Annotated in this window: 1 protein-coding gene; it reads right to left on the reverse strand. The window is 43.5% G+C overall.

Translation table 11 applies throughout. The features are described from left to right. Window positions 1–292: hypothetical protein (locus tag OS191_RS00200; protein WP_267153693.1), on the reverse strand; the 292-nt coding region annotated here is incomplete at both ends.

The raw sequence follows: 292 nt of genomic DNA on the forward strand, positions 1-292 counted from the left end.
GGTTGTGTTCCAGTGACTACCCATACACAGGTATTGTTATCAAAGGTTGCTGTTTCCCAACATTCTGTTGATGGTTCTAAAGGTTGCGTTCCAGTTATTACCCAAGTACAGGTATTGTTATCAAAGGTTGCCGTTTCCCAACATTCCGTTGTTGGTTCAGCAGGTTGTGATCCTGTTACTACCCAAGCACAGGTATCGTTATCAAAGGTTGCCGTTTCCCAGCATTCTGTTGTCGGTTCAGCTGGTTGTAATCCTGTCAGATCCCAAACACAGGTTATGTTATTAAAGGTTG

It is taken from the genome of Xanthomarina sp. F2636L, from assembly GCF_026410195.1.
Taxonomy (GTDB): Bacteria; Bacteroidota; Bacteroidia; order Flavobacteriales; family Flavobacteriaceae; genus Xanthomarina.